The sequence below is a fragment of the Microbacterium sp. R1 genome (genome assembly GCF_015159725.1).
Lineage (GTDB): Bacteria > Actinomycetota > Actinomycetes > Actinomycetales > Microbacteriaceae > Microbacterium > Microbacterium oxydans.
Map to the genome: position 1 here is coordinate 239,761 of NZ_JADDUD010000001.1, position 24,009 is coordinate 263,769.

A 24,009-nucleotide genomic window follows, 5' to 3' on the forward strand; every position below is an offset into this window, starting at 1 on the left:
GGAAACGTGGTGGTGGGGCTCGTCAAAGGGCGGGCCCGCGGCGGATGCGGACCGGACCACGGGCCTCGTCGATCCGGACGGCCTCCCCCTTCTGCGTCACGACGATCTCTCCGCTCTCCGCCAGGGCCGCGGCCACGCGTCGGACGTCGGGCATCCGTGAACGCCAGGACTCCCCGCCGATGGCGCGGGCCACGTCGCTCGGACAGATCGATGACTCCGAGCGCTTGCGGGTGAGGGTTCGGATGGTGGCGGCGATCCGATCGTCCGCGGCTTCCGGCAGCGGTTCCTCCCACCAGGGCACCCCGCGCTCGCCGAGTGCGGTCTTGGCGTCGTGCACCCGGCGACGGGCATCGTCGTCCGAGGTCTTCACCGCTCGCCGCGCGGCCATGAGCTCATCCACCAGTTCCTGTCGCAGCGTGTCGGGGATCGACGGATCGCTCGCACGCCAGCGTCGCCCGTTCACGACGATGTGGCGCCCGTCCGCCGTGCGCTCGGGACCGGACTCCGTCGCGGAAGACTCCTCGCTGCTCATGCGGGCAGCCTGCCCCTGTCGGGCCGCGTCCTCCATCCCCTTGACGCAGGGGCCGCGCCTCAGTCCGTCCGCAGTGGACGCAGCGTGCGGGCGTAGTCCTCCTTCAGCACGGCGAGGTGCAGCCAGGCCTCGATGCGCGTCACTCCGGGCAGCGCACGCAGGCGTTCCAGGCTGGCGTAGAGCGCGCCGGCCGAAGGCTCGACCAGAGTGGCGACCGCGTCGAAGCGGCCGAGCGTGCGCGCGGCGAAGTCCACCCCACGGCCGCGACGCAGCTCGTCGATCACGGCGTCGTCGTCGTCTCCGAGGGTCATGCCCACCCCCATCGACAACTGCCGGTGCGCGAGTCCGCGCGCCTCGACCGCGCTGATCTTGATCACGCCGGCATCGATCAGCCGCTGCACCCTGGTCGCGACGGCCGAGGGGGAGAGGCGCACCTCTTCGCCGAGCGCGCGGAAGCTCTTGCGCCCGTCGGCCTGCAGCTGCTCGATCAGCGCCTCGTCGATCGCGTCGAGGGTGACGCCGCCGTGATACTCCGACACGAAGAAGCCCTTGATCACGGTCGAATAGATGATCGTGCTGATGTCGAGCACCCCGTCGATCGCTCGGATCAGGGCCAGCAGGTCGTGCAGCTCCGACATCGACCCCACGCGCACTTCGGTGACCACGTCGTGCGCGCCGCCGACCGCCGACACCAGCACGGTCTCGCTCATGTCGCGCAGGTGCTCCGCCACGAGCTCGACCGATCCATCGGTGCGGATCGAGACGTGGGCGAGGACGTGCTGGCCGAGGAACACGGGGTCGACGGCGGCGACGACACGCACGGTGCGGTCGGCGAGCATCGTGCGCAGTCGCGCGGCGACAGCGGCTCTGGACTGCCCGAGCCGCTCGGCGAGGGAGAGGATGCTCGCCCGGCCGTCTTCCTGCAGCGCGCGGATGAGTTCGGCGTCGAAATCCATGGTTCCGCCCATTTCGTCAGTTTCCTGCGATCGCACGCTTCGCCGTGCGTAAGTTCAGTGTAGGAGAGGTGATCGCCGTCGGGAAGACGCGCATTGCACAGATGCGCGATCATATATCCAGTGAATCTCCGTTATCGCTGGAGTTCTGCCCTTGCTGACGGGCCCGCACCTCCGTAGCATCCTTCGCTATCCGACATCTTCCGCAAAGGAGCGGGCACCCCCATGACCACTACCCCCACCAGCGGCACCCACAGCCGGGCGCGCCGCGCCGGCATCGCCGCCTTCGTCGGTACCACCATCGAGTGGTACGACTTCTACGTCTACGCCACCGCCGCGGCGCTCGTCTTCGGTCCACTGTTCTTCCCGAGCGGAGACCGGCTGGCCGAGACCGCAGCCGCCTTCGCGACCTTCGCGGTCGCCTTCCTCGTCCGGCCCCTCGGTGGCATCATCTTCGGTCACATCGGCGACAAGCTCGGCCGACGCACGTCGCTTGTCATCACGCTGCTGATGATGGGCGCGGCCACGGTGCTCGTGGGCTGCCTGCCCACCTACGAGAACATCGGCATCCTCGCCCCGATCCTCCTGATCCTGCTCCGTGCCGTGCAGGGCCTCGCGGTCGGTGGCGAGTGGGGTGGCGCGGTGCTCATGAGCGTCGAGCACGCCCCCGAGAAGTCGAAGACCTTCTACGGCGGCTTCACGCAGCTCGGCAACCCGGCCGGTGCGCTGCTGGCATCGGGCATCTTCGCGATCATGACCCGGATGGGCGACGACTTCATCATCAACGGCGGCTGGCGCATCCCGTTCCTGCTGTCGATCGTGCTGGTCGGCGTCGGCTTCTGGGTCCGTTATCGCGTCGAGGAGACCCCGGTCTTCGAGGCGAAGGTCGAGGGCCGCAAGCAGTCGATGCCGCTGGCCTTCGCGCTGCGCACCAACTGGCGCCCGATCCTGCTCGGCATCGGCATCCTGCCGATCTCGACCGGCGGCTACTACCTGGCCACCACCTTCGCCACGGCCTATGCCACCGGCGACACGGTCGCGATCAGCGAGCAGGTCATCCTCGATGCCATGACGATCGCCTCCTTCGTGGAGTTCGTCGTTACCCTCCCCGTCGCCTGGCTGGGCGACAAGTGGGGGCGGAAGAACGTCATGTACATCGGTCTGATCACCTCGGTGCTCACCTTCGTGCCGTTCCTGCTGATCCTGCCCGGACGCATCGAACCGCTCATCTTCCTGTTCGCCTCGCTGGTGCGCATCGCGATGAGCGCCACCTACGCACCGATCGCCGCCCTGCTCTCGCAGATGTTCCGCCCGCAGGCCCGCTACACCTCGATCGCCCTCTCCTACGGTGTCGGCGCAGCGGTCTGGGCCGGATTCTCGCCGTGGTTCGCGACGCAGCTGATCGCCTGGACCGGCAGCATCTGGTCGGTGATCGCGATGTTCATCGGCATGGCCCTCATCGCCGGAATCTGCACCCGCCTCGCGCCGCAGCACTCCGACGAGGCTCCCGTGACGGCGTCCTTCACCGCGCGTACGGACACCACGGCGAACCGGCTGCCCTGACGCCGGAGCGTCCCCGACAGCCCGCCTTCCTCCGTACGCCACGACCGCGAACAGGTTCCCCATGAGAAAGCTCACCCCCTTCGACCGCTCGGCTCAGACGGCTCCCCTCCTCCTGACCGCGCACGCCATCCATACCGCGGATGACGACGCCACCACGGCGACGGCGATGTTGACCGATCGCGGGCGCATCCTCGCGATCGGTACCCCCGCCGAGTGCGAGGCGGCGGCGGAGGGGGTGGGCCTCTCGCCCGAGCGCATCGATCTCGGCGACGCCGTGATCGTCCCCGGCTTCGTCGACGCGCACGCTCATCCGCTCATGTTCGGGCAGATGATGAGCTGGGTCGACTGCGGCCCCGAGAAGGCGGGCAGCATCCCCGAGATCGTGGCGCTGCTGAAGGCGGCTGCCTCCGACCTCCCCGAGGGGCGCCCGGTGCGCGGCTACGGCTACGAGCAGCGCAACCTCGCCGAGAAGCGCCACCCCACCCGGTTCGAGCTCGACGAGGTCGCCGCCGACCGCGAGGTCTACCTCATGAACGCCTCGGGTCACGGCGGTGTGGTGAACTCGTACACGCTCGCCATCAACGATGTCGACAGGGACACCCCGAACCCCGACGGCGGAGAGTTCTTCCGCGACGCGGACGGCGAGCTCACCGGGGAGCTGTCGGATGCGGCGTGCAACATCCTCACCGGCGTCCACGGCGTGAAGATCGGCCACCACGGTCCGAACTTCCACCTGGCGGACGAGCCGGAGGAGCACCTGCGCCAACTCGACGCGGCGACGCAGCGGTTCCTGGCCGGGGGAGTGACCTCGATCGGCGACGCCCAGGTCACCCGTCGCGAGTTCGACATGTACCTGCGCCTCGCCGAGGCCGGGCGCCTGGAACTGCGGGTGTCGATGTACCTGCTGTCGCACCTGCTCGACGAGGCGCTCGAGATGGGTCTCGTCGGACAGTTCGGCAACGCGCACCTCAGCTTCGCCGGCATCAAGTTCTACGCCGACGGCACGCTGGGCGGCTGGACCGCATACTTCCCCGACGGCTACGTGGGCGATCCCTGCCGCACCGGCCAGCTGTACCACGAGCCCGCCGAGTACGAGGGGCTCATCCGCAAAGCGCACGCCGCGGGGTTGCAGACCGCGACCCACGCCCAGTCGCCCACCGCGATCGAGATGGTCGTGTCCGCGATCGAGGCCGCGCTCGCCGAGCACCCCGATCCCGACGCCCGTCACCGCATCGAGCACTGCGGCCTGCCGACTCCCGAGCAGATCGAGCGGATGGCCGCCTCCGGCATCCGTCCGGTCAACCAGACCCAGCACTACTTCAACTGGGGCGAAGGTGTGGAGGAGGCCATCGGCACTCCGGGCGAGCGCTTCAACCCGCTGGGCGAGTTCGAGCGCGCGGGCGTGCCGTTCACGATCTCGTCCGATGCCCCGGTCGCCGAGCCCATCCCGCTCGAAGCCATCCAGACGGCCGTGACCCGAGTCACGCGCCGGGGGCACAAGCTCGGGCCGGACGACCTGCGCGTCTCGGCGCTCGCAGCTCTGCGCGCACACACGATCGAAGGTGCCGTGTCGATCGGCCGCGAAGACGATCTGGGGTCGCTCGAAGTCGGCAAGTACGCCGACTTCGCGGTGCTCTCCGGCGATCCGCTGGCCGTTCCCGCCGAGGAGATCTCGGCGATCACGGTGCGCGAGACCTGGGTCGACGGCGTCCGTCGTCACCGAGTGTGAGGATGATCCGATGAGCAGCGACACCACAGCGGCAGAGCAGTACGCCGACACCGCCGGGCGCGCCGTGCTGGAGACGATCCGCGCGTACGGGGTCACCGCGATCTTCGGCATCCCCGGCACCCACAACCTCGAGCTCTACCGCCCGCTCGCCGACCTCGGCATCCGCGCGGTGACGAACCGTCACGAGCAGGGCTCCGGCTACGGTGCCGACGGGTGGGCCCAGCAGACCGGCCTCCCCGGAGTGGTCATCACGACTTCAGGCCCCGGTCTGCAGAACGCCATGAGCGCGATCGGCACGGCGTTCTGCGAGTCCCGTCCGCTCATCGTCCTCTCGCCGGGGGTGCCCCTCGGGGCGGAGTTCGCCGACGTGGGCACCCTGCACGAGACGAAGGATGCCACGGCCATGGTCGGCGCGATCGCAGAGTGGTCGCGCCGCGTGACGAGCGCCGCCGAGGCGGTCGAGGCCGTGCACGACGCGTTCACCCTGTTCCGCACCGGGCGTCCTCGTCCGGTGCACATCGAGATCCCGCTCGATGTGCTGGAAGCGCCCGCCGACGTTCCCGCCGAGGCGCGGCAGCCGCGTCCGGTCCCTGCACGGGTCTCGGGTGAGTCGGCTGCGCTCGCCGAAGCGGCCCGGCTGTTGGCAGAGGCGAAGACCCCGGTGATCGTCGCCGGTGGGGGAGCCGTGGATGCCGCGCACGAGGTCACCCTCCTGGCCGAGCGTCTCGGAGCCCCGGTGCTGACCACGCTGAACGGCAAGGGCGTGGTCGACGAGCGGCATCCGCTCTCGCTCGGGTCGAACCTTCGTCTCGCCGCCGCCCGTGCTGTCGCGGAGGCCGCCGACGTGCTGCTCGTGGTCGGCTCGAAGCTCGGTGAGGCCGAGCTGTGGGCGCCGCGGCTCGAAGCCCGCGGGGCCGTGATCCGCATCGACATCTCGCTCGCGCAGCGCGACAAGAACCTCGCCGCGACGGTCGGGATCACGGGGGATGCAGCTGCCGTTCTGGACGCGCTGTCGACTGCCCTCCCCGCCGGTGTACGCCCGGCGCGTGACCTCACCGTCGAGCGCACCGCGATCGACGCCGAGATGCGCGCGACCGCCCCCGACACGGTGGCACTGGCCGAGATCATCGTCGAGGCCCTGCCCGCCGATGCCATCGTCGCGGGCGACTCGTCGCAGATCGTCTACATGGCACTCGGCAGCGTGCTGCCGTCGGCGCATCCGCACTCCCTGCTCTACACCCCGACCTACGCCACCCTCGGCTACGGTCTTCCGGCAGCGATCGGTGCCGGAGTCGCGCAGACCGAGCACCCGGTCGTGACCGTGATCGGCGACGGCGCCCTGATGTTCTGCGTGAACGAGCTGGTGACGGCGGTCGAACAGCGCCTCGACATCACGATCGTGTGCGTCGACAACGGCGGGTATGCCGAGATCCGTCAGAACGAGGTCGACCGCGGCATGGAGCCGATCGGCGTCGACCTGGTACAGCCCGACTGGGCAGCGCTCGCCTCGGCCTTCGGCGCGACCGGGCGGCGGGTGGAACGCCGTGACGACATCGCATCGAGCATCCGCGCCGCGATCACCGACGGGGGAGTGCAGCTGGTGCACATCCCGCAGAGTGCGCTCTGAATCCCTCGACATCCCCGACAAACAGGAACGAGCAATGACCGACAACATCGGCCCCATCGACGCCTCCGTGAACCCGCGGTACTCCGGCATCGCGACCTTCGCCCGGCTGCCGCGTATCGAAGACGTGCCGCGTGCGGACATCGCCGTCGTCGGCATCCCCTTCGACTCCGGTGTGAGCTACCGACCGGGCACGCGCTTCGGCCCGTCGCACGTGCGGGAGTCCTCGCGGCTGCTGCGCCCCTACAATCCCGCCCAGGACGTGTCGCCGTTCGCGATCGCGCAGGTGGTGGACGCCGGTGATATCCCGGTCAACCCGTTCGATCTCACCGAGGCCGTGACCGAGGTCGAGCGCGCGGCGCTGGCGCTCGGCGAGCAGGTGCAGCGCATCGTCACGATCGGCGGCGACCACACGGTCGCTCTGCCACTGCTGCGTGCGGTGGCGGCGAAGCACGGGCCCGTGGCTGTGCTGCACTTCGATGCGCACCTCGACACCTGGGACACCTACTTCGGGGCCCCCATCACGCACGGCACTCCCTTCCGACGCGCGAGCGAGGAGGGACTGATCGACCTCACCGCGAGCTGCCATGTCGGCACCCGTGGCCCCCTGTACTCCAAGCAGGACCTGGAGGACGACGAGCGCCTCGGCTTCTCGATCGTGTCGAGCGAATACATCGAGGAGCACGGGGTCGAGGCCGCCATCGCCCGCATCCTGCAGCGCATCGGCGACAAGCCGCTGTACGTGTCGATCGACATCGACGTGCTCGACCCCGCCCACGCGCCCGGCACCGGCACCCCCGAGGCCGGCGGGCTGACGAGCCGCGAGCTGCTGCGGATCTTGCGGGCCCTGGCCTCGCAGAACATCGTCGGGGCGGATGTGGTCGAGGTGTCGCCCGCCTACGACCACGCGCAGATGACCGGCATCGCCGCGAGCCACGTGGTCTACGAACTCGTGACCCTGCTGGCCGCCCGCCTCGCTGCCTGAGCCCCCCGGACCCCCGACCTCCCCGGCCCGCCGCCGGGCCGCCCCCGCCTCCTGAGTCGCCCCGCCTCTCGATTCAGCCTCCGGAGCAGGGCGGGCGGGGGGCGTGTCAGGTGTACGAGGCGGCGAGCAGCTCGGCGAACAGCTCCTCGGGGTCGCAGTCGACGCGTCGCCGGGTGAACCACTCGCAGATGTTCATGCAGTCGCGGTGCAGCAGGTCGAGGCCCTGTGGGTTGGCGATGATGTCGACGATCTGCGGCAGGTCGATCACGCGCACCCGCCCTTCGTGCACGAGCAGGTTGTATGCCGACAGGTCGCCGTGCGCGAAGCCGGCTGCGGCGAAGGTCCGCATCAGGTCGACCGTCTGCGCGTAGAAGTCCTGCAGCTCGGCGCGATCGCTGCGCACCTGGGCGAGGCGGGGCGCGGCCGTGCCGTCGGAGGTGCCGAGGAACTCCATCAGTACCTCGGTTCCGTTCACCTGCACCGGGTACGGCACGGGTGCGCCGAGCTCCCACATCCGGCAGAGCGCCTCGAACTCGGCGAACGACCACTGCGCTGCGGCCACCTCCCGGCCGTGGACCGACTTCCGTGCGAGCGCGCGCGTATCGCGGGTGTTCCGGGTGCTGCGGCCCTCCGTGTAGATCGACGAGCGGTGGAAGCTGCTGTGCTCGGCGCTGCGGTATCGCTTGGCGGCGAGCAGGCTGTGCTGCGTCGGGTCGCCAGGCACCGCGCGTTCGAGCAGGAACACGTCGGCTTCCTTGCCGGTCTTGAGGATGCCTCGCTCCGTGTCGAGCGCCCCGGCCGAGGTCACGACCCATGCGGGCCGGGGTTCAGGACCTCGCTCGGAAGGGGTGACCGCCGGCCACGTGGTCCAGCGCTGCCCCTCGCCGGGAACGACGTCGGCGAAGGTTAGTTCGGTCTCGAGGGCGTCGAAGGAAGAGGCGTCGAAAGAAGAGGATGGTGCGTCGAAGGACGCGGCTTCCGAGGAAGCGAAGAGATCAGACACGATGTGGCTCCGGGAGCAGGAGGCCACACCAGGATCAGGAGCGGGTGGCCTCGAGGGGAAGGTGGTCGGCGGAGAGCGCGACAAAGACGGTGTTCATGTCTTCGGCTCCTTCCGCTCGGGCTTCCCGGGATCCTCCCGGTGCGTCGTCGAGCCTAGGGTGTCGACGACACCGTGTCCAGAGGCGCGTGTCTAGAGGCGCGTGTCCAGAGGGGGCCTGAGCCGGACGAGTACTCCATCGCCTTCGCCGCCGGTTGCGACCACCCAGGAGTCGCCCGCCCAGACGGCGGCATTCGCGCCACAGAGGAACGGCAGCGGATGCTCTCCGGAGGCGTTGCCCAGACGGAGGGCGTCACCGGAGCGGAGCGTGCCGTCGCTCGGGATGTCGGTGCACCTCATCCGACGCTCGATCGCCGCTCGCGCGTCGGATGAGCCGCCGACGATCACGCCCTGCGCGTCGCTCGGTTGCGGTCGTCCGCCCCACCACAGGGCTGTGCCGTCCGGTGCGACCGCGACGAGCGGACGATCGGCGACCTGCGCCTCCCTGCTCAGCTCCGTACCGTCGGCGGCGAGCACGATCCGCGCGGACGGAGTGGCGAGGTACATGTGTCCGGCGTCGTCGACATCAAGGCTGATCGGCGGGACGCCGGGGCGAGCGCCCGGTGCGTCGTCGAGGTCGATCGGACCGCCGTGCAGCAGCGTCCGAGCGCCGCTGTCGACGTCGACGCGCAGCACCTCGTAGTCGAGGTAACCGTCGGATGGGCGCGGCTGGTACCGCACGACCAAGGCGTCTCCCTCGTGCACGGCGACATCCCCGAACTCGAAGTCCCCGAAGTCGAAGTCGCCTTCGTCGCCGACGGCATCTCCCGGCAGATCACGCACCGCCATGGTGGTGGTATCGAGCACCGAGAGCATCGGCATCACATGCAGCCGGTCGCCCTGCAGTAGGACCAGTTCGGTGGGCGAGAGCGCGGCGATCGCCCCGACATGCGAGAGCGGGTCTTCGGGCTCGGTGTTGAACCGGGTGAGCGTCTGGCCATTGGCCCCGACGTGCAGCCATGATCCGGACGAGACGGTCCAGAAGCCGCCGGCCCCGTCGTCGGACAACACACGCATCCCGTAGGCCAGATCGATCGGCTCGCCGGCCGGTGTGGCCTCCGGGCCCGCGCCGACGGAGGAGTTCTGGAACGGGATCGCCTCGAGTGTCCAGTCCTCAGGCCCGACCGCCTGCTGCGGGGTGCATCCGGCGGTGAGCATGATCGCCGCGATGACCGAGGCGCCGTGCAGCATCCGCTGCCGTGCCCCTCCGCGCTCCTGCATATCGATACTCTGCACGCTCCGGCTGGGAACTCCCCGCCTCTCCGCTGGCCCGCCGGAACCGGACCGGACGAATGGTCGGATGCGGCGGACGCCTGATCGGGCGTCGGCCTCCGCGGACTGCGAGTGTGGAGAACATGACCACGACTGCCCCCGTCCCCACCCTGCCGCCGTCCGCGGCTGTCCGCATCCGCTACGGCGGACTGATCGTCCTGATGCTGATGGGGTTCCTGCTGGTCACGGCCGAGTTCCTTCCCAACGGCGTCCTCACCGAGATGGCCGACGGGCTCGGGGTCACCCCGGGGCAGGCAGGGCAGACCGTCACCGTCACCGCGCTGGTGGGGCTCGTGGTCGCTCCGACCGTCGGACTCATGTTCCCGCGGCTCGACCGGCGGTCGCTGCTCGTATGGATGGCGCTCGCGGCCGCCGTGTCGAACCTCATCGTCGCGATCGCCCCGAACCTGATCATCGTGCTGCTGGCGCGCTTCCTGCTGGGCGCGGCGATCAGCGCGTTCTGGGCGATGTCGATCACGGTCGCGGCACGGCTCGCGGGACCGGAGAATCTCGGTCGCGGTGTCATGTTCACCTCGGCGGGGGTGTCGCTGGCGACGGTGGCGGGTGTGCCGCTGGGTGTCATGCTGAGCGAGCTCGTCGACTGGAGGATGGTCTTCGCCATCGCCGGTGTGCTGATGGTCGTCCTCGCCGTCGTCCTGCGTTTCGCGCTGCCCTCGGTTCCGGCCGAGAGGGCGTCGAGCCTGCGTCTGCTCGTGGACACGCTGCGCCGCCCGGGGATCGGTCTCGGCATGGTGGGCCACGTCCTGGTCGTGCTCGGACACTTCCTCGCCTACACCTATGTGCGTCTCGCGTTGGAGCGCATCCCCGAGGTGGACGCCTCGACCATCGTGGTGCTGCTGGCGCTGTTCGGCGTCGGCGGGCTCCTCGGCAACATCACGATCGGGCTCGTCATCGACCGCACCTTCGCGTTCTTCGCGGTGTTCGCACCGCTGGTGATCGCCGTGTCCGTGATCTCGATGATCCTGTTCTCCGGGTCGATCATCGGCGTCGGCATCGTCGTGCTGGTGTGGGGCTTCTTCTTCTCGTCCTGGTTGATCGTCGCCAACACCTGGGTCGGTCACCGCATGCCGGATCGTCTCGAAGCGGGAGGCAGCCTGGTGGTCGTCGGGTTCCAGGGAGCGATCACGCTGGCGGCGGGCATCGGCGGTCTCCTCGTCGACACCCTGAACGTCGAGCTCGTCTACGTGATCGGCGCGATCGCGCTGCTCGCCGGTGCGGTGCTCTTCGGCGTCTCCAACCGGGTCAGCAGCAGGGACTGAGCCGCGCGCGGCCTCAGGCCGAGACGGGGAGGCGGTGGGCGAGCCGCCACGACGAGGGGGTCAAGCCGGTGCGGCGTCGGAACGCACGGCTGAACCCCTCGTCGGAGGCGTATCCCAGCTCGCGCGAGATGTCGGAGACACTGCGTCCTGCCTCGAGCATGCGCTTCGCCGCGTCGACACGCACCTCGGTCACATAGTCCGCCGGTGAGCGGCCGACCGCGCTGCGGAACCTCTCCGCGAAGGTCGACCGCGACATGGCGCCGATGCCGGCCAGGCGCTCGACCGTCCAGTCGCGTCCTGGCTCCTCGCGGATGGCGTCGACGACGCGGTCGAGGAATGGATCGTTCGACAACGAGGGCCATCCCGTCGGCGCGCAGCCGTTCGCCGCCCATGCCCTGATCAGGGACAGCAGCACGGTGGTCGCCATCATGCGGCAGATGATGGGGTCGCCCTGGCGTGCGGGTGTCACCGTGTGATCGATGACCCCCATGTTGAGGGCGAGGGCTGCGGCGGCGGGCTCCACGGCGTCGAAACCGGTGACCGTGAGGAACGGGGGCAGCAGGGCGGGGAGCGGGGATGCCGCATCCGCGAGCTCGATGTCGGCGATCATCAGACTCGTGTCGTCCTGTGCTTCGAGGACGAAGGGCGAACGACCGAGCGTCAGGAACGCGTCCCCCGCCACGAGCATGTCTCGGCGGGCCTTCGGGTCGAGGGCGAGGGAGTCGAGCGAGAAGCGCTTCGAGTCGGTGTCGACGTCGAGTCGGCAGCCGTCGCCGAGCGGCGGGTGCCCGTTCACGCCTCCTGCGGCGACGTAGACCAGGGTGATGCTGTCGGCCGGGATGGGCAGCAGCGATCCCGCGGGCAGCGAGGCGCGTCGACCGATGCCGACACGGAGGTCGACGGAGCCGAGCACGTTCGAGAGCGCATCCGCATCCACTGTCACCATGCCTTCGGCAACGCCGTCGGGCCGTTCGCTATTCCGTCGCGCCGTCTGTGGTGGCCTTGCGATGATGCGCTGTGCGGTGTCGGAGCTCCGCTGACCGACCTCAACCATTCGGTTGATTCGGAGCCCTGAGCGTGCGGATACGGTGGAGGGACACCACCCGAGGAGTACCGTGTTCCGCACCCCCGACCGCCTGTTCCGAGTTCTCGCGATCGCCGAGGCGATCACCTGGACGATCCTGATCTCCGCGATCATCGCGCGCGCCGTCGGCGCTCCAGGAGTCGTGGTGACCGTGGGCGGTGGCATCCACGGGTTCGTGTTCCTGTCGTACGCGGCGACGGCGATCCTGGTCGCGCTGAACCAGCGCTGGCATCCCGGCGTCGGCGTGCTCGCGGTGGCCAGCGCCATCGTCCCCTATGCGACGATCCCCATGGAGATCTGGCTGCATCGCACCGGCCGACTCACCGGAGACTGGCGCCTCGAGGCGACGGACGATCCGCGCGATCGGCGCTGGTACGACCGGCTGATGCGGTGGTTCCTGCAGCGGCCGTGGGTGCTCGCGCTGCTGCTGGTCGTGGGCATCGTCGCGCTGTACGTCATCCTGCTGCTGATCGGCCCTCCCGGCGGGAAGTGAGCCGACGCGGGCCGTCCTCCGCCGTTCAGGGCGTGACCACGACCGCGTTCTCCTCGTTGATCTTCGCCATGGTCGCTTCGGCGTCCCCGGCGGTGCAGTCCACGATCACGGAGAGTCCCACCCCGGTCTGGGTGAAGGCACGTGCGGCCATCAGCCAGGTGCGGCTGCCGTCCACTCCGACGACCTGACGCGTCTCGACGCCGCCGTTCCCTCCCGCCATGTAGCTGAACTCACCGGTGGTGGCGAGCGGCGTGATGTCTGCCGTCGGCATCTGCAGCAGCACGCCGAGGATCGCGTCGGACGACGCGCTGTCGTCACCGGGGACCACGGCCACGTCGGTCGTGTGACCCTGCCAGAACCGTGCCGTGCAGGTGCCGTCGACCGTGCCGTAGGTCCACCCGCCGTTGCCGTCGTCCGGCGCGACGATCTTCCACCCGTCGTCGACGACGAGACCGTCGCCCCACTCGATGTAGGTGTCGCTCGTGAGATCGAGCCCTTCCGCGAAGGTCAGGGTCGAACCGGAGGGGCCGTCGGCCGGTGCGTCGGTTTCCGTGCCCGCGGAGGGAGCGTCGGAGGGCGAGCCCGTCGGGATCTGCGCGTACAGACATCCGCTGAGGGACAGGACGGCCAGGGTGGCGACGGCCGCGGCGGTCAGGCGCAGGGAGATCGAGAAGGCGCGCGTCATGCCGGTCAGCCTAGTCCGGTCCCGTTGCGCTCTCACGCCGATGATCGTTCAGTGCGCGGTGGCCACGCCGATCGAGTCGTGCACCATGACCGCCGCGACCCGAGCGCCCGCACCTGCTGCGACGATCAGCTGCTGCGGTCCGGGAGCCGCCGCGTCGCCTGCAGCGTAAAGTCCGGGTACGTCCGTGCGCCCTGAGCGGTCGATGCGCAGATGCCCGGCGTCGTCCGTCGCCGGTGCGATCCCTTCGAGGAACGACAGCGTGCTGTGCCATTTGGGGCGTACGAATCCGCCGTCGATGGCGACCGTCGTGCCGTCAGCCAGGCGGATGCTCTCGATCTGACCTCGGTCGCCGACGAGCTCGACGATGGGTTCCCGGCGTAGCGCGATCCCGGCGGCGGCGAGTTCGACCTCCTCCTCCGCCGTGACCACATCCGCGCCGTGGGTGAACACCGTGAGGTTCTCGGTCAGGCGACCGATGAGGCGGGCACGTTCGGCGATGTCCGGTGCCTCACCGATGAGGGCGAGGCGACGACTCCGGAGCTCCCAGGCATCGCAGGCGGCGCAACTGAACAGACTCATGCCGTAGTAGCCACGGAGGTTCGGCACCTCGGGGAGCGTCTCGCGCAGGCCGGTGGCGAGCAGCACGGCGCGTGCCGTCACCGTCGTCTCCGCCTCGCGGCGCCCGATCTCGGCCGCGAACCCGCCGTCGCTCGGGCGAAGCGAGGTGACGCGGGTGCGCCGTCGCACCTCGACGTCCGGATATGCCGAGAGCTCCTCCCTCGCGAGCCGTCGCAGCTCCTGCGGCGGGATGCCGTCGCGGGTGAGGAAGCCGTGCGACCGCAGGGTCGCAGCATTGCGTGGACGATCGGCGTCGATCACCAGCACGCGCATGAGTGCGCGGCCGAGGTTGAGGGCGGCGGACAGACCGGCCGGCCCGCCGCCGACGATGAGCACGTCGTAATCGGTGCTCTCGCTCCCACCCATCGCCGCAGATCTCATCCGCACGGTCCTTCCGAGAAAGGGACGGATCCATGCCGCGGCGTCTGCCGGGCGACACCGCCGGGGCGGCCGGTAAGGCTCGCCTTACTCTCATCCTGCCACGGTTCGACGCCCGCGGCGCCGTGTGCCTCAGCCCCGCCGCACGGGCTGCTGCAGTTCCGTGACCCAGTCCGACTGGTCGTCGGAGACGGCGCGCACGTAGAGCTCGCGGCAGGGGCCGTCGTGCGTGAGGCCGCGGGCCACGATCTCGGTGTGGATCGCGTGCCAGCTCTCGGCGATGTGCTCCATCGAGCCGAGGTGGATGCCGCACACGGCCTCGTCGGCCGGAGGCAGCTCGATGATCTCGAGACCTTCCCGTGCGGGCCCGGCATAGATGTATCCGGCGATGACCTGCAGGGCGTCGTCGAGGGTCTCGTACTGGGCGATCGGGGTCGCCAGGGAGTGGTCGTCGCCGATGATGTCCGCCACAGTGTCGAACGCGGGACCGACGACACCTGCGACGGCGGGCTGGTCGGCCACGATGGTGCGGATCGCGGCCAGGCGGACGGCGGGGAGCGGCTTGTCGATGATCTCGATCTGGGACATGTGATTCTCTCTCTCGATGAGGTGGAGGCGCCTTTCCACGTCGACGAGTCTCTCTGCGGCGACGCGGTGCTCCTGCTCGACCTCGGTGCGACGGATCCGCAGCAGAGCGGCGATGCGCTCGGCATCGACGCCACGGTCGAGGATCGCGGAGATGTCATCGAGCCCGAACCCCAGCTGGCGCAGGGCGACGATCCGGTGCAGCCGTTCCAGCTGTGACGGATCGTAGGAGCGATAGCCGCTGAACTCGTCCACGTGGGCGGGCATGAGCAGGCCGGCGGCGTCCCAATGCCGGAGCATCCGGTGGGTCACCTGGCCGATCTGCGCGAACGCTCCGATGGACAACATGCCTCAGTTCTCCCGTCTGCCACTGTGTGAGGGTCAAATGAGTGTGAGGGTCAAATGGCTCTCGGGGTCAAGTATCGCGGTGGGACGGCGGGGGCATCGGCGCGCTAACGTCGACGCGTGGACGAAGAGGTGCTGGCCGGGGGGAACGCGAGCGGGGCCGTGGTGCGCATCGGCGACACGGTGCGCAAGGCGTGGACGGCGGCCACTCCGAGCGTCGATCATTTCGTCGCGGCGATGCGGGTGGCGGGGGTCGATGCGCCGGAACCGCGTGGCCGCGACGGAAGGGGGCGGCACGTCGTGGAGTTCGTGCCGGGAACCCTGGCCATGGACGGTGAGCGGCTGACGGTGGCCGAGCTGAGGCGCGTCGGCTCGATGATCCGCGGGATCCACGACGCCAGTGCCCGCTACACGCCGCGGGCGGACGCGGTCTGGGAGACGGCGATCGTCGCGCCCGGTGCCGAGCTCATCTGCCACAACGATCTGGCGCCATGGAACCTCGTCGTCGGCGACCGCTGGGTGTTCATCGACTGGGATGCCGCCGCTCCGAGCACCCGGCTCTGGGACCTCGCCTACGCGGCACAGGCGTTCGCCCTGTCGGATGTCGGACGAGACCCGGTGGATGCGTCTCGGGATCTCGCTGCGCTGGTCGATGGATACCGGGCGGACGATGTCATGCGCCGTGATCTGCCTCACGGCATGGAGGACCGGACGGCGGCGATGCTCGCGCTGCTCGAACGGTCTCACGCCGTCGGCGACGAGCCGTGGGCCTCGATGTACGTGGACGGGCACGGCGACCACTGGGCGAACGCGCTGCGGTACGTACGGGAGCATCGAGCGGTGTGGGCCGGAGCCCTCGGCGGGGGCTGAGCGGCTTTCCGGAGTGCTCTCGGGTGCAGCGACGACCACATTCCGGCATATCGTTTTTCTGCTGTGATCTGGGGCTTCGAATGTCGGTGGCCCCTGATTCACTGCAGGTATGACGGCACCGGCTGACGCGACGCTCGAGCAGGTGGGCGCGCTCGCCGCGCTCACCGAGATGCTCGTCGAGGTCGAGCGGACGATCAGCAGTCTGCAGGCCGCGCGCGACGGCATCCTGGCGTTGGGGTCACGGATCGCTCTCGAGGTCGCCGACCAGGCGGAGCATCCCGATCACGGCGACATGTCGGCGCGCACGGTGGCTGCCGAGTTCGCCGCCGCCCTGCGGGTGAGTGATCGGACGGTGCAGCGCCGGATGGCAGACGCGGCATGGATCGTGGAGCGCTTCCCACTGGTCTGGGAGGCGCAGGGCGCCGGTCGCATCAGTGCGGCGCACGCCCGGGTCATCTGCGAAGCCGGGGAACACCTCGATGAGGGGGCGACTCTTGATGCCTATGCGACGCAGGTGATCGCCTTCGCCGAGTCGGAGTCTCCGGGGCGAGTGGGCCGCATGGCTCGGCTGGTGGCTGAACGATTCCAGGCACGGTCGATCGAGGACCGGCACCTCGACGCACGGGAGAAGAGATCCGTGTGGGTGAAAGACGTCGGCGACGGGATGTCGCAGTTGGGCCTGCTCGGGCCGTCGACGCTCGTCCACGGCGTCTTCGACCGGCTGACGCAGATGGCCAAGATCGTGCAGGGAGCGGATGAACCTTCGGGTCCGGAATCGGCCGTTGCCACCACCGATCCGCCCACCACCGATCCGTGCACCTCTGATCCGTGCACCTCTGATCCGCGCACCTCTGATCCGCGCACCGTCGCTCAGCTCCGTGCCGACCTCGCCCTCGACCTGCTCCTCGCGGGTGCTCCGATCGGGCACGACGCTCCCGAGGGGCTCCTCTCGGGTGTCCGTGGAGCGGTGTCGATCACCGTTCCCGTCACCACCCTGATCAGAGGCGGCGGGGCGTCGGCCGAGTTGAACGGTTGCACTCCCATCGACCTCGAGACCGCTCGCGCGCTCGCCGGAGCGGCCTCCGGATGGGATCGAGTGCTGACCCACCCGATCACCGGCGCGCTTCTCGCAGTCGACCGCTATCGTCCGGGGTCTGATCTGAAGCGACATCTGAGAGCGAGGGATCAGCGCTGCCGATTCCCCGCCTGCGGATATGCCTCCACTGATTGCGACATTGATCATCATCACGACGCCGCTCTCGGGGGAGCCACTCGCGAATCGAACCTCGGCCACCTCTGTCGGCGCCATCACATGCTCAAACACCACTCTCCGTGGATGGTCGAAGCTCTGGGTGCCGGTGTCTACGCCTGGACGAGTCCGACCGGCAGGGTCTACGTCGACCGGCCGCCCCTGCAGAACACCGTCACCTTCACCGAAGACCTCGCGGTGGCCCCGTTCTGAGCCCTTCCTCAAAGTTGAGCCAGTTCATATCAAGTTCATTTGACTCCTCGTCGACGCCGAAGTACACTTGAGTCATCGCGACTCAGGTTTTCCTGATCGCCGCAGATTTCTGAGACACAGAGAACTTCCCACGAAGAGAACTTCCAACAAAGGAGAGAACACATGGCACGTGCTGTCGGTATCGACCTCGGAACCACCAACTCCGTCGTCAGCGTCCTCGAGGGTGGCGAGCCCAAGGTCATCGCCAACGCAGAGGGCTTCCGCACGACCCCTTCGGTCGTGGCCTTCACCAAGGACGGGGAGGTGCTCGTCGGTGAGACCGCGAAGCGCCAGGCCGTCACCAACGTCGACCGGACGATCGCTTCCGTCAAGCGCCACATGGGCACCGACTGGACCTTCGACGTCGACGGCAAGAAGTGGACGCCGCAGAAGATCTCCGCGCGCATCCTGATGAAGCTGAAGCGCGACGCCGAGGCGTACCTGGGCGACACGGTGACCGACGCGGTCATCACGGTCCCCGCGTACTTCAACGACGCCGAGCGTCAGGCCACCAAGGAAGCCGGCGAGATCGCGGGCCTCAACGTCCTGCGCATCATCAACGAGCCGACCGCTGCCGCTCTGGCGTACGGCCTCGACAAGGGCAAGGAAGACGAGCTCATCCTGGTCTTCGACCTGGGTGGTGGAACGTTCGACGTCTCGCTGCTCGAGGTGGGCAAGGACGACGACTTCTCCACGATCCAGGTGCGCGCCACCGCCGGTGACAACCGCCTCGGTGGAGACGACTGGGACCAGCGCCTGGTCGACTACCTGATCAAGCAGTTCAAGGAGACCACGGGCGTCGACGTCTCGGGTGACAAGATCGCCCTGCAGCGTCTCAAGGAAGCTGCGGAGCAGGCGAAGAAGGAGCTGTCCTCCTCGACGTCGACCAGCATCAACCTGCCGTACCTGTCGCTGACCGACTCCGGCCCCGTGTCGCTGTCCGAGACCATCACCCGCGCGAAGTTCGAGGACCTCACGAAGGACCTGCTCGACCGCACCAAGAAGCCGTTCGAGGATGTCATCCGCGAAGCCGGCATCAAGGTGTCCGAGATCGACCACATCGTGCTCGTCGGTGGATCGACGCGTATGCCCGCGGTCGCCGAGCTCGTCAAGCGCGAGACCGGCAAGGACGCCAACAAGGGTGTCAACCCGGACGAGGTCGTCGCCGTCGGTGCCGCCCTCCAGGCCGGTGTCCTCAAGGGCGAGCGCAAGGACGTCCTGCTCATCGATGTCACCCCGCTGAGCCTCGGCATCGAGACCAAGGGCGGCATGATGACCAAGCTCATCGAGCGCAACACGGCCATCCCGACCAAGCGCAGCGAGACCTTCACCACGGCAGACGACAACCAGCCGTCCGTCGCGATCCAGGTCTTCCAGGGCGAGCGTGACTTCACGCGTGACAACAAGCCGCTCGGCACGTTCGAGCTGACGGGTATCGCCCCGGCTCCCCGTGGCATCCCGCAGATCGAGGTCACCTTCGACATCGACGCCAACGGCATCGTGCACGTGTCCGCCAAGGACAAGGGCACCGGCACCGAGAAGTCGATCGTCATCTCCGGCGGCTCGTCGCTGTCGAAGGAAGACATCGAGCGCATGGTGCGCGAGGCCGAGGAGCACGCGGCCGAGGACAAGGCGCGTCGCGAGGCCGCCGAGGTCCGCAACCAGGCCGAGACGCTCGCGTACTCGATCGACAAGCTGATCACCGAGAACGACGACAAGCTGCCCGAAGACGTGAAGACCGAGGTCAAGGCCGATGTCGACGCGCTCAAGACGGCTCTGGCCGGTGAGGATGACGACGCTGTGAAGACCGCGTTCGACAAGCTCAACCAGTCGCAGTCCAAGCTCGGCGAGGCCATCTACGCCTCCTCGCAGGCGGATGCCGCTGCCGGCGCTTCGGCTGACGGCGAGGCCCCGGCCGGTGACGCTCCCTCCTCCGACGAGGACGTCATCGACGCCGAGGTCGTCGACGACGAGGACGAGAAGAAGTAACCATGACCGACAAGAACTTCGACGAGAACCAGAATCCTGAGTCCGCCGAAGGTCGCAGCGAGGGGTCGGATGCTCAGGCATCCGGCCCCGCGCCGCACCACCAGGACTCCCGCGATGCGCAGGCCGCCGAGGGCTCGGACGAGACCCCGGCAGACGGCGCTCCCGACGACCTGACGGTCGACGACATCCTCGGCGCGACCCAGACCGGCGAGGCCGCGGCGGAAGACGCCGTGCTCGCCGACCTCGAGTCCACTCTGCTGAACGACCTCAAGCGTCTGCAGGCCGAGTACGCCAATTACCGTCGCCGCACCGAAGAGCAGCGGCAGGTCGAGATCGAGCGGGCGAAGGGCGAGGCCGCCAAGGGCCTGGTCCCCGTGCTCGACGACCTCGATCGCGCGGCCCAGCACGGTGATCTGGTCGAGGGCACGCCCTTCGCCGTGATCGCCGAGAAGGTGCGCACGGTTGTGGAGCGTCTCGGAGTGGTCGCGTACGGCGAGAAGGGCGAGGAATTCGACCCGCAGCGTCACGAGGCGATCTTCCAGCAGCCGACGCCCGGCGCCGAGAAGACCACGATCCTCGAGGTCGTCGAGGTGGGCTATCGTCTCGGTGATGTCGAGCTGCGCCCTGCGAAGGTCGTCGTCGCTGTCCCGGAAGGGTAGGTGATCGATGGCCAGCCAGGATTGGTTCGACAAGGACTTCTACAAGACCCTCGGGGTGTCCAAGGACGTCAGCGATGCAGAACTGAAGAAGACGTACCGCAAGCTCGCGCGCAAGTATCACCCGGACTCCAATCAGGGTGATGCCAAGGCCGAGGCGAAGTTCAAGGAGATCAGCGAGGCCTACTCGGTGCTCTCCGATGCGGAACAGCGCAAGGAGTACGACGAGATCCGCGCCATGGGCTCCGGTGCCCGCTTCACGGCGGGCGGCCAGGGCGCAGGCGGCTTCGAAGACGTGTTCAGCCGTTTCGGCCAGCAGGGCCGAGGGCAGACGGCGGACTTCGAGGACATCTTCGCGATGTTCAACCAGGGCCAGGGTGCGAGCTTCGGCGGCGGACGCTTCGGCCAGCCGAGCGGCGGCTACCGCGGCTTCGGCGGGCCGCAGCGCGGTGCTGACGTGACCGCGCGCACCACGCTCGACTTCGTCACCGCCGTGCAGGGCGAGACCATCTCGCTGCAGGGCGAAGACGGCAAGCCGTTCAAGGTGAAGATCCCCGCCGGTGTCGCCGACGGTCAGAAGATCCGTCTGCGCGGCCGCGGCCGGCCCTCGCCCGATGGTGGGGAGAGCGGTGACATCGTGGTGCAGATCACGGTGCGCCCGCACCCTGTCTTCACGCGCGACGGTCTCAACCTGCGCGTCGTCGTGCCCGTGACCTTCACGGAGGCGACCCTGGGGGCGACCATCGAAGTCCCGACCCTCGGCGGCGACGTGGTCAAGCTCCGCGTCGCACCGGGCACCCCCTCAGGGCGGGTGCTGCGGGTCAAGGGTCGCGGAGTCGCGACGTCGAAGGGCACGGGCGATCTGCTCGCCGAGCTCCAGGTCGCGGTGCCGACGCACCTCGACGAGGCCGCACGCGCGGCGCTGGAGAAGTTCCAGGAGCTCGAGCCCGATGAGAACCCGCGAGCCGAGTTGATGGCGAAGGCCCGGCGATGAGCAGTCGTCGGGATCACATCGCCGGGACAGGCGTTCGCGCCGGATCAGGCCGTTCTGTGAAGAACGCGCCTGTTCCGGCGCCTCTGCCTGAGTCCGCGCGTACGACAAGAGACACGGGTAGGAGAGGAGAGGGGAATCGATGATGAACGCCGACACCCCGGTGTTCGCGATCGCGGCCGCCGCCGAGCTCTCCGGCCTTCACCCTCAGACGCTGCGGCAGTACGACCGCATCGGCCTCGTCGTCCCCGGCCGTACCTCGGGCGGCTCGCGCCGCTATTCGTCTCGCAACATCGAGCAGCTGCGCGAGGTCGCACAGCTCTCCTCCGAAGGGGTGAGCCTTCCCGCGATCGCTCGTCTGCTCGACCTCGAAGACGAGAACAGAGCGCTGCGCAACCGGATCGCCGTGCTCGAAGCCGCCCTGCGCACCGAGCGGGAGAATCGCCCCGGCGTGCGCGTGTTCGCCGCAGGTTCCGCAGGTGTCGTGCCCATGCCGACCGGTCGCCGTCTGCGCCGCTCGACCGAGGTCGTGCTCTGGGACCCTAGAGGCAGCGCCTAGAGGCAGCGCCTAGAGGCAGCGCCTGGAGGCAGCGCCTGGAGGCAGCGCCTCGATCAGAGCGGCTCCACGGAGAACCGGAACGCCGCACCATTGCGGAACGGTTCGACGATCTCGAAGTTCTCGTACGCGGGACCCCCGGGGATCGGCGAAGAACTCGCCCAGTAGGACCAGCGGGCGTTGACCACTGCTTCGAGCGCCGGGTGCGGGTCATCCACGCGCCAGGTCTGCACGGCTCGACGACCGAGGAAGCGCCAGTGTTCCGCGGTATCAGCGGAGTACTCGACGGACCATGGCTCCTCCTCGTCGCCGGTGGCGCTCACCATCGCCGATTCCCCGTCGCGGGTCAGGTCGGCGAGCGGAAAGCGGCCGTGAGCGGTGAACGCGGTGCCCGAGAACTCCGGCCACAGCTCGGCAGGCGACACCACGCGGTCCGCCAGGTGCAGCAGCCGCAGTCGTGCCCAATTGCCCATCGTCGCGGTGAGGATCAGGTGTGAGAGCGGCACAGATGTCGCCCTCGTGAACCCCGCGACCTCCACCTCGTGCGGCCGGTCGGCGAAGAACCGTATCCTCACACTCACATCCGCACCGTTGGCGAAGCGTTCGACGCCGATCCAGACGGTGAGCGTCTCCACGCCCTCGACGGTACCGATCCGTCCACGGGCCGGGGCCGTCGACGGCATGGAGTTCGCACCTGCAGAATCGTCCGCCGACCAAAACCTCTTGCCCTGCTTGCCGGGATCCAGCGTGCTCGGCTCCATCTCTGAGAATCCCCGTTCTGTCGCGCCCTCCGGGACCGGCTCCACGGCGATGAAGTTCACCAGCCGCTCGTGGGGGTGGTCGAGGTAGGGGGTGAAGACGCGCAGGAGCCCGCGCGGCCCCGGTGTCGGCGGGATTCCGACCTGGAGCCCGCCGACAGGTCCCCACCGGGGCTCAGATGCGCCGTCACCAGAGGGCCGAAGCCAGTGGGGTGTCGCGAAGTCGAGCATGTCGACGACCCTAGTGTGTTGAAATCGATTTCGCTAGATTCGAGGAATCACGTCGATCGAGGAGGATCATGTCCCGCCCTGTCGCCTTCCTTCCTGTCGCCTTCCGCCGCGTGGCCGTGGCGGTATCCCTCGTTCTGGCCGTCGCTGTTGTCGGGTGCAGTGGAGAGGGTGGTGTGATCGTCGATCCCGATCCTGACAAACCGTTCGTGCTCGATGGGGTGTCCGGCCTCACCGAGATCGCGCAGCTCACGGGGCCTGGCGCCATGAACGACACGGAGTCGGTCTCGGTCGCGGGCACCGACCTCGGATCGATGGTGAACGTCGGTGACAAGACCTTCTTCTTCTTCGGCGACACGTTCGGCGAACGCGAGCCCGGGTCGATCGGTGGGCAGGGCGGGTTCTGGCGCTCGAACGTGGCTGCGTGGACGACCGACGACGACCCGTCGGACGGCATCGAGTTCGAGGGGTGGCTGGAGGATGAGGTCGGCCTCGCCGCGCCCCTCATCGAAGGCGATCACGACGCGAACGGCGCCGGTGGCGAGGTCACGAAGATTCCGACCTACGGCTTCGCTGTCGGAGACGCGATCTACGTCTCGTACATGTCGGTGCGTTTCTGGGGCAGCCCTGGAGCCTGGGATTCCAACTACTCCGCCCTCGTCGTCTCGCGGGATCTCGGATCTACATGGCGCCCTGTCGAAGGCGTGGAGTGGCCGGGTGACTCGAACTTCGTGCAGTTCGCGACGGCCGAGGTGAGGGACGGCGACGCGGACTGGATCTATTTCTGGTCGATTCCGTCCGGCCGATTCGGTGGTGTTCAGCTGATGCGCGTCCCGGCCACCGAGGACGCCGTCGAAGACCAGTCGGAGTACTCGTACTTCGCAGGTCTCGAAGGAGGGACGCCGCAGTGGAGCGACGACCTGCGCGACGCCGAGACGATTCTGGAAGGCACGGTCGGAGAGCTCTCGGTGATGTGGTCGACGTATCTGGACCGCTGGATCATGACCTATTCGGATGCCGGTTCGGCATACATCCGTGAGGGTGTCACGCCGTGGGGCCCGTGGGGCGAGGCGATCGAACTCGTTCCCCGCGAGGACCATCCCGGGTTGTACTCGCCGTACCTGAATCCGCGATACGTGAGCGACGGCGGACGTCGGATCTACTTCACGCTGTCGCTCTGGGATCCGTACAACGTCTTCTGGTTCTCCGCAGACCTGGAGCGCGCAGAGTGATCG

Annotated in this window: 22 protein-coding genes; 13 read left to right on the forward strand and 9 right to left on the reverse strand. The window is 68.7% G+C overall.

Annotated elements, in window-relative coordinates:
* Positions 1–22: 22 nt before the first annotated feature.
* Together ILP86_RS01200 and ILP86_RS01205 are read right to left on the reverse strand one after the other, a co-directional pair.
* Positions 23–532 (reverse strand): DUF3253 domain-containing protein, encoded by a 510-nt coding sequence (locus tag ILP86_RS01200; protein ID WP_193761190.1) that lies wholly within the window; start codon positions 530–532, stop codon positions 23–25.
* Positions 533–591: 59 nt separating this feature from the next.
* Positions 592–1,500, reverse strand: coding sequence for an Lrp/AsnC family transcriptional regulator (locus tag ILP86_RS01205; RefSeq protein ID WP_227750885.1), 909 nt, complete (start codon positions 1,498–1,500; stop codon positions 592–594).
* A gap of 210 nt (positions 1,501–1,710) precedes the next feature.
* On the opposite strand from ILP86_RS01205, the gene ILP86_RS01210 reads away from it, so the two are divergent.
* From ILP86_RS01210 to speB, 4 genes are all read left to right on the forward strand, one after another.
* Positions 1,711–3,048, forward strand: a complete 1,338-nt coding sequence (locus tag ILP86_RS01210) for an MFS transporter (RefSeq protein ID WP_113681436.1) — start codon at positions 1,711–1,713, stop codon at positions 3,046–3,048.
* 61 nt (positions 3,049–3,109) lie between these two features.
* Complete coding sequence (locus tag ILP86_RS01215) at positions 3,110–4,777, forward strand: amidohydrolase (protein WP_141368290.1); 1,668 nt, start codon at positions 3,110–3,112, stop codon at positions 4,775–4,777.
* A 10-nt stretch (positions 4,778–4,787) separates the two neighbouring features.
* On the forward strand, positions 4,788–6,404 hold the full coding sequence (locus ILP86_RS01220) for a thiamine pyrophosphate-binding protein (RefSeq protein ID WP_193761191.1): 1,617 nt from the start codon (positions 4,788–4,790) through the stop codon (positions 6,402–6,404).
* 34 nt (positions 6,405–6,438) lie between these two features.
* Complete coding sequence (speB, locus tag ILP86_RS01225; RefSeq protein WP_141368294.1) at positions 6,439–7,386, forward strand: agmatinase; 948 nt, start codon at positions 6,439–6,441, stop codon at positions 7,384–7,386.
* Positions 7,387–7,492: 106 nt separating this feature from the next.
* On the opposite strand, the gene ILP86_RS01230 is transcribed toward speB, so the two are convergent.
* Together ILP86_RS01230 and ILP86_RS01235 are read right to left on the reverse strand one after the other, a co-directional pair.
* Positions 7,493–8,389, reverse strand: a complete 897-nt coding sequence (locus ILP86_RS01230; RefSeq protein WP_113681040.1) for a serine protein kinase RIO — start codon at positions 8,387–8,389, stop codon at positions 7,493–7,495.
* Between the two features lie 189 nt (positions 8,390–8,578).
* Positions 8,579–9,706, reverse strand: a complete 1,128-nt coding sequence (locus ILP86_RS01235; protein WP_193761192.1) for a hypothetical protein — start codon at positions 9,704–9,706, stop codon at positions 8,579–8,581.
* Between the two features lie 134 nt (positions 9,707–9,840).
* Here ILP86_RS01235 and ILP86_RS01240 point away from each other — a divergent pair, with 134 nt between their 5' ends.
* Positions 9,841–11,037: an MFS transporter gene (locus tag ILP86_RS01240; RefSeq protein WP_058632341.1), complete on the forward strand. Its 1,197-nt coding sequence runs from the start codon at positions 9,841–9,843 to the stop codon at positions 11,035–11,037.
* Positions 11,038–11,050: 13 nt separating this feature from the next.
* Here ILP86_RS01240 and ILP86_RS01245 read toward each other — a convergent pair whose 3' ends face one another.
* The gene (locus ILP86_RS01245; RefSeq protein WP_058632340.1) at positions 11,051–11,983 is read right to left on the reverse strand and encodes a helix-turn-helix domain-containing protein; all 933 of its coding nucleotides are present in this window, start codon (positions 11,981–11,983) and stop codon (positions 11,051–11,053) included.
* A 169-nt stretch (positions 11,984–12,152) separates the two neighbouring features.
* On the opposite strand from ILP86_RS01245, the gene ILP86_RS01250 reads away from it, so the two are divergent.
* On the forward strand, positions 12,153–12,614 hold the full coding sequence (locus tag ILP86_RS01250; protein WP_061015245.1) for a DUF3817 domain-containing protein: 462 nt from the start codon (positions 12,153–12,155) through the stop codon (positions 12,612–12,614).
* A 25-nt stretch (positions 12,615–12,639) separates the two neighbouring features.
* Here ILP86_RS01250 and ILP86_RS01255 read toward each other — a convergent pair whose 3' ends face one another.
* The 3 genes from ILP86_RS01255 to ILP86_RS01265 all read right to left on the reverse strand — a co-directional run bounded on the left by ILP86_RS01255 (position 12,640) and on the right by ILP86_RS01265 (position 15,228).
* Positions 12,640–13,299: a hypothetical protein gene (locus ILP86_RS01255; protein WP_058632338.1), complete on the reverse strand. Its 660-nt coding sequence runs from the start codon at positions 13,297–13,299 to the stop codon at positions 12,640–12,642.
* A gap of 48 nt (positions 13,300–13,347) precedes the next feature.
* Complete coding sequence (locus ILP86_RS01260; protein WP_227750886.1) at positions 13,348–14,298, reverse strand: NAD(P)/FAD-dependent oxidoreductase; 951 nt, start codon at positions 14,296–14,298, stop codon at positions 13,348–13,350.
* A 129-nt stretch (positions 14,299–14,427) separates the two neighbouring features.
* A complete protein-coding gene (locus ILP86_RS01265) occupies positions 14,428–15,228 on the reverse strand; it encodes a MerR family transcriptional regulator (protein WP_058632336.1) in 801 nt (266 codons plus the stop codon).
* Between the two features lie 117 nt (positions 15,229–15,345).
* On the opposite strand from ILP86_RS01265, the gene ILP86_RS01270 reads away from it, so the two are divergent.
* From ILP86_RS01270 to ILP86_RS01295, 6 genes are all read left to right on the forward strand, one after another.
* Positions 15,346–16,095, forward strand: a complete 750-nt coding sequence (locus tag ILP86_RS01270) for a phosphotransferase (RefSeq protein ID WP_193761193.1) — start codon at positions 15,346–15,348, stop codon at positions 16,093–16,095.
* A gap of 109 nt (positions 16,096–16,204) precedes the next feature.
* On the forward strand, positions 16,205–17,557 hold the full coding sequence (locus tag ILP86_RS01275; protein WP_193761194.1) for an HNH endonuclease signature motif containing protein: 1,353 nt from the start codon (positions 16,205–16,207) through the stop codon (positions 17,555–17,557).
* Between the two features lie 162 nt (positions 17,558–17,719).
* The gene (gene dnaK / locus ILP86_RS01280) at positions 17,720–19,585 is read left to right on the forward strand and encodes a molecular chaperone DnaK (RefSeq protein ID WP_193761195.1); all 1,866 of its coding nucleotides are present in this window, start codon (positions 17,720–17,722) and stop codon (positions 19,583–19,585) included.
* A gap of 2 nt (positions 19,586–19,587) precedes the next feature.
* Positions 19,588–20,244: a nucleotide exchange factor GrpE gene (locus ILP86_RS01285; RefSeq protein WP_046748698.1), complete on the forward strand. Its 657-nt coding sequence runs from the start codon at positions 19,588–19,590 to the stop codon at positions 20,242–20,244.
* Positions 20,245–20,251: 7 nt separating this feature from the next.
* Positions 20,252–21,235 (forward strand): DnaJ C-terminal domain-containing protein, encoded by a 984-nt coding sequence (locus ILP86_RS01290; protein WP_046748699.1) that lies wholly within the window; start codon positions 20,252–20,254, stop codon positions 21,233–21,235.
* A 142-nt stretch (positions 21,236–21,377) separates the two neighbouring features.
* Positions 21,378–21,791 (forward strand): heat shock protein transcriptional repressor HspR, encoded by a 414-nt coding sequence (locus ILP86_RS01295; RefSeq protein WP_046748771.1) that lies wholly within the window; start codon positions 21,378–21,380, stop codon positions 21,789–21,791.
* Between the two features lie 53 nt (positions 21,792–21,844).
* Here ILP86_RS01295 and ILP86_RS01300 read toward each other — a convergent pair whose 3' ends face one another.
* Positions 21,845–22,777: a hypothetical protein gene (locus ILP86_RS01300; RefSeq protein WP_227750887.1), complete on the reverse strand. Its 933-nt coding sequence runs from the start codon at positions 22,775–22,777 to the stop codon at positions 21,845–21,847.
* A 68-nt stretch (positions 22,778–22,845) separates the two neighbouring features.
* On the opposite strand from ILP86_RS01300, the gene ILP86_RS01305 reads away from it, so the two are divergent.
* Positions 22,846–24,006, forward strand: coding sequence for a DUF4185 domain-containing protein (locus tag ILP86_RS01305; RefSeq protein ID WP_193761196.1), 1,161 nt, complete (start codon positions 22,846–22,848; stop codon positions 24,004–24,006).
* Positions 24,007–24,009: the final 3 nt, after the last annotated feature.